We start from the raw sequence: 4676 nt of genomic DNA on the forward strand, positions 1-4676 counted from the left end.
TGTTTCAAAACATTTTGACTGTAACTAATGCGGAAGTGCAGTTTTCCCAAAATTTTAATTAAGTCGGGGTGCACTTCGCCGATTTTAGTAATAAAAGCAGCTTCTTCGCCCATTTCTTTAATAAAATTGTCTACTTCTATGGTTGAAGTTTCTAAGGCTTTTTCAATGCGAGAAGGATGAATTCGCCCATCAGAGACCAAAAATTCTAAAGTTTTTTTGGCAATTTCTCTTCTAATCGGGTCAAAACTACTTAAAATAATGGTGCAAGGGGACTCATCAATAATTAAGTCTACTCCGGTTAAAACTTCCAAAGACTTAATATTTCTGCCTTGGCGCCCAATAATCCGTCCTTTCATATCTTCGTTAGGAATGTTAACAACACTAATATTTTTTTCTCCTGTAATATCGCCAGCATATTTTTGCATGGCTAAAACTAAAAGAGTTTTGGCTTTTTTAGATGCTTCGCTTTTGGCTTTTTCTTCTTCTTGTTTAATATATGACATCATTTCATAAGTGGTTTGGTCTCTTGTTTCTTTCATTATGATTTGTCTGGCTTGATCTTGCGTTAAGGAAGCTATTTTTTCTAATTGTTGTTTTTGGGTGTTTAAAATTGTTTTTTGTTGTTTGATTTGTTGTTCTAGGTTTTTTTTAGTATGGCTAATTATTTGTTGTTCAGAATCTAAATGCTCTTCTCTTTTATTGAGGCTCTCAGTTCTGTTGTGAAGCAATTCTTCACGACGATTATTTTTGGATTCTAAATCAACAATTGTGTTGGTTCTTTGTTCTAAATCCAGTTCTAATTTTTGTCTTAAAGAAGTTATTTCTATTTTGGCATTACGCATCATTTCTTGTTCGCGTTGTTGCAAATCTTTTTCTTTTTCTTTTAGTTTGTTGTCAAATGCTTGTTTTTTTTCTTCTAATTTCTTTTGATTAAAAAAAGAATACAAAAAATAGCCGATAATTGATCCACAAATTAAAGCAAAGACAAAAAGGGAACAACCCATTATACAATGAGTTCGCCAATAATCACCTTTCATATCCTTGATACCTTTCTTTTGGGGGGGTTAACAAATGTAAAATCATTGTTTTACCTCTTTTTCTTTTTGAATTTAGTTTAATGATTTGTAATGCAAAACAAAAAATAAAAAAATAGGGGAAATTAGATTTTTTGATGCAATTTTGTCATTAAAACGATAAATAAATTTGTTTTTTTAAATATTGATAATTAATTTAGAATTAATTTTGAATGGGGCAGGTTGGAAGTTTTATTATTTTTTTTAATTTGTTCAGTACAAAATTTCATCGTGAAATGAAAAAATAAAAATGTATAAATTGGGGTTAAAAAAAATAATAAAGTTTGGTTTGCGAAAAAAAATTCAGCAAAAACCATGAAAAAAACAACGGTTATGTGATGAATAGTGGCAAAAATAAAAAAACTGAAAAGCTAACCTTAAAAAGATTAGCTTTTGTAATGAAAAATATTTAATTATTATATATTATTATGTGCTAGCAAAATATTTGAATTTATTAATATAATTAATAATCAAGCTTTTCTTGGTGATTGCTTTTTATTTTGTGAAAGGCTTTTGCTAACGGCGCTTGATAATTTATTAGAAAAAGTTTCTAGTGATTGAGATACTTTCGGAGATTTTATAACTTTTTCAACAATTTCTCCTGATCTTTCAATAAATACATCTTTCAAAGATTTTTTTTCTAAAATCGAAGGGGCTGGGTTTGGGTTTTGTGTTTCATCAGAAAATTGCATTTGTTCAATAACTTCATCAGAAGATGACCCTTGAGGAGATTCTTCTTCTAAAGAAAAAAATATAATAATAGGAATGGCAAGTAATATCAAAATAAAAACGCTAGTAATAATGATTTGCTTGGAAGTAAATTTAAAAATAAAATGATATCCTTTGGTTGTTGAATAAAAATCATGCCAAAACTCAAAATATCAAAATAAAGAATAATAAATAATATAAATTGGATTTGAATGCATAATTTTTTGATTTTAATTTGGATTTAAAAATATAGGTAATTTTAATAATTTAATTAATGAAATATATAAGATACTAAATAAAAAAAATAGTATCCGTAAATATTATATAATAACTCAAAAAAGTATTTGCAAAATAATGTTAAAATAATGTCAAAAAGGAGTTAAAATAATGATTTAAAAATCTATCTTTTCATTTTTGATGTTGTTTTTGGAATTGTTATTTTCTTTTTTGCGAACTTCTAACAATTTTTGATAACGTTGCTCTAAGGTTTTTTCTTTTTTTTGAATATCTTCAATCACTTTGAGAACTTTTTCCAAAGCCGCTTTCAAATCATAAATAAAGACTTTATCAAAATTTTTCATCGCTTGTAGAACATTTTCAATACATTCAAGTTTTTCTTCGTTGTTTTGAACACTTTCGAAAATTTGAAAATAATAATCAACTGAATTAAGAATAGCAAGTAAAATCGAAGGACTTGTAATGATAACATTGCGTTTAAAAGCATATGATATTATTTCAGGATCGCAATTAATTTGGGCAAAAATACTTTCAGAAGGAATAAACATAATGGCATAAGGGCAGTTGTCTTCTTTGCTGACGTATTTTTGAACTTCTTTAATTCTTTCTTTAACGTGAAATAAAAAGCGACTCTTTAATTCTGTTTGGTTGGAAGTGGCGTTAATATAGGCTAGAAAATCTGTGGTAGGAAACTTCGAATCAATAGGAATTTGAACAAATTTACCATAACCTTTACACATCACATCAACTTTAAGACGATTGCCGTTATTGTTTGTTTTTTTCATTAAATATTGTTTTTCAAAAACTAATTTATCTTTAAAATGAGAAACATTTTCCAAAACGCGTGCCAACAAAAATTCTCCAGCTTGTCCTGTTTTATCGTTTTGGCACAATAATTTATGAATGTTTTGCACTTCTTGAAAACCACTTGCATTTTGTTCTCTTAAAACTTTTAAAGAATTTTCCAGATTAATTGTTAAATGTTGGCGAGTATCTTTAATTTCTTTAGTTAAACTATCTTGACTTTGATTAGTTAAATTGTTAATTTTATCATCCAAACGACAAATAACCCTAGATTCTGACTCTAAAAAAGCTTGTTTCACAAAATCTTGGATATTGACTTGCGTTTTTTTCGGTTTGGCAACAAAAAAATAAATAATGAAAGTTACACTACCCAAAATAAGAATCAAAATAACGGATAAAGTTAAGATTAATAAAAAAACAATTTGATCTTGAGGCATTTATTTTGTTATTCCTTTTTCTTTTTTTCTTTTTTAATGTCTTTTAGCTTTAGGATGCATTAAAGTTGATATAAAAAAATACAAAAAATAAAAAACAAAACAAAAATAAAAAAAGGGTTATTATTGAGATTTCTTCTTTAAATATTTTTAATATTTATTTCTTATTTGAAAAACAAATAACATACATAAAATAAAAATGTGTGAAAATGTTTGGGACAAAAAAATAAATATTAAAAATAAATATAAATGACTAAGTGCTAAATTACTAAATTAAGGGACATGGTGCAAAAAATAAAAGATAAACTGGCGTTTGAGAAGGGATTCGAACCCCCGACCGACGGCTTAGAAGGCCGTTGCTCTATCCAGCTGAGCTACTCAAACAAACATACAACAAATATTATACTATAAAATCATTGTTTTGGACAAAAAAAAGCAATTAAAGTAGTGAAGATAGTTTCTTTATTTAAATCCTCAAAGAAAAAACGATCCAAAAGTCATTAAATATCTATTAAATAAAAAAAGTTTGCACAAATACATAAAAAAAGTATATAATAATAATGTTGATTTTTAATTTCTAAATAATTTCTAAATTAAAACAAAAAATACAAAATTTTTTAAAAATGTTTTCAAGAAAAAAATAATTTACAAATCACAAAAAACATTAACGAAAGACAAGTATTTTTATCCAACAAAACTAAGGTAGCCTTTTCAAACCTTATCATTCAACAATAAGAGACGAATTTGGTCAGGTCTTGATTGAAGCAGCCATAAGTTATTTTTATTGTGTGGAAGATAGGGTTTGAAAAGGTTATTTTTAATATAAAAGACCCAAAAAACAATTTTTAAAAAAACAATTCAATGCATAAAATTAAAAAAACAAAAAAATAAATTTTTATTAATGAATTTTGGCAAAAAAACTTTCGAAAAATAACAATTTCACAACTAAAAAATAAAGGAAAAGGAGCAATCATATGAATTTTTCATTTTTTCAAAAAGAAAAAGAATTTAAATTATTAACTAATATTTACAACTCTTTACAAGGAGAACCATTTTTAACCCAAGAAACAACATTAAAAGGAAAAGAAACCAAATTAGAATTTTATTATTTGGATCAAAGCAAATATTATAGTACTCTTTTTCAATCACGCCAATTTGCTGTTTGGACTGCTGATAAAGGAGTGTGCCGCCTTTTGGTTGAAAAAAAATATTACGAAGAATTTGGAGCTTTTTATCAAAAAGATATAAACGATATGTGGCTAGATTTTATATGGCAGATTTTCCAAAAAGAAGCTACTTTAATCAAAACAATAAAATTGTTATTTGTGGCAGTTTTAGTGCCTATTTTATTAAATGCTTTTTTGCTTAGTGGACAAATTTCTGTTTGGTTAAGAATTCCTGCTTTTGTTGTATTGATATC

At 26.5% G+C, this 4676-nt stretch carries 4 protein-coding genes, 1 tRNA gene, 1 other RNA gene and 1 pseudogene; 3 read left to right on the forward strand and 4 right to left on the reverse strand.

Going from position 1 to position 4676, the window contains the following annotated elements; genetic code table 11:
• On the reverse strand, window positions 1-1037 hold a 1037-nt coding region (locus OYV_RS00885; protein ID WP_052360382.1), incomplete at its 3' end, for an Rnase Y domain-containing protein.
• 320 nt (window positions 1038-1357) lie between these two features.
• Between OYV_RS00885 and OYV_RS05505 the strand changes: the two genes are divergently transcribed.
• Entirely contained in the window at window positions 1358-1486 is a 129-nt protein-coding gene (locus OYV_RS05505) for a hypothetical protein (protein ID WP_269077275.1), read from the forward strand.
• Between the two features lie 57 nt (window positions 1487-1543).
• Here the strand turns inward: OYV_RS05505 and OYV_RS00890 are convergent, their stop codons facing one another.
• From OYV_RS00890 to OYV_RS00900, 3 genes are all read right to left on the reverse strand, one after another.
• Entirely contained in the window at window positions 1544-1855 is a 312-nt protein-coding gene (locus OYV_RS00890) for a hypothetical protein (RefSeq protein ID WP_042067745.1), read from the reverse strand.
• Window positions 1856-2173: 318 nt separating this feature from the next.
• Window positions 2174-3259: a DNA recombination protein RmuC gene (locus OYV_RS00895; protein WP_011160644.1), complete on the reverse strand. Its 1086-nt coding sequence runs from the start codon at window positions 3257-3259 to the stop codon at window positions 2174-2176.
• Window positions 3260-3563: 304 nt separating this feature from the next.
• Window positions 3564-3640, reverse strand: a tRNA-Arg gene (locus OYV_RS00900).
• Window positions 3641-3970: 330 nt separating this feature from the next.
• Between OYV_RS00900 and ffs the strand changes: the two genes are divergently transcribed.
• Both ffs and OYV_RS00905 read left to right on the forward strand, forming a co-directional pair.
• An RNA gene (gene ffs, locus OYV_RS04565) (signal recognition particle sRNA small type) lies at window positions 3971-4062 on the forward strand.
• A 168-nt stretch (window positions 4063-4230) separates the two neighbouring features.
• Window positions 4231-4676, forward strand: a pseudogene (locus tag OYV_RS00905) (hypothetical protein); the annotation flags it as partial.

This window comes from 'Chrysanthemum coronarium' phytoplasma, assembly GCF_000744065.1.
In the GTDB taxonomy this organism is placed as follows: Bacteria; Bacillota_I; Bacilli_A; order Acholeplasmatales; family Acholeplasmataceae; genus Phytoplasma; species Phytoplasma asteris.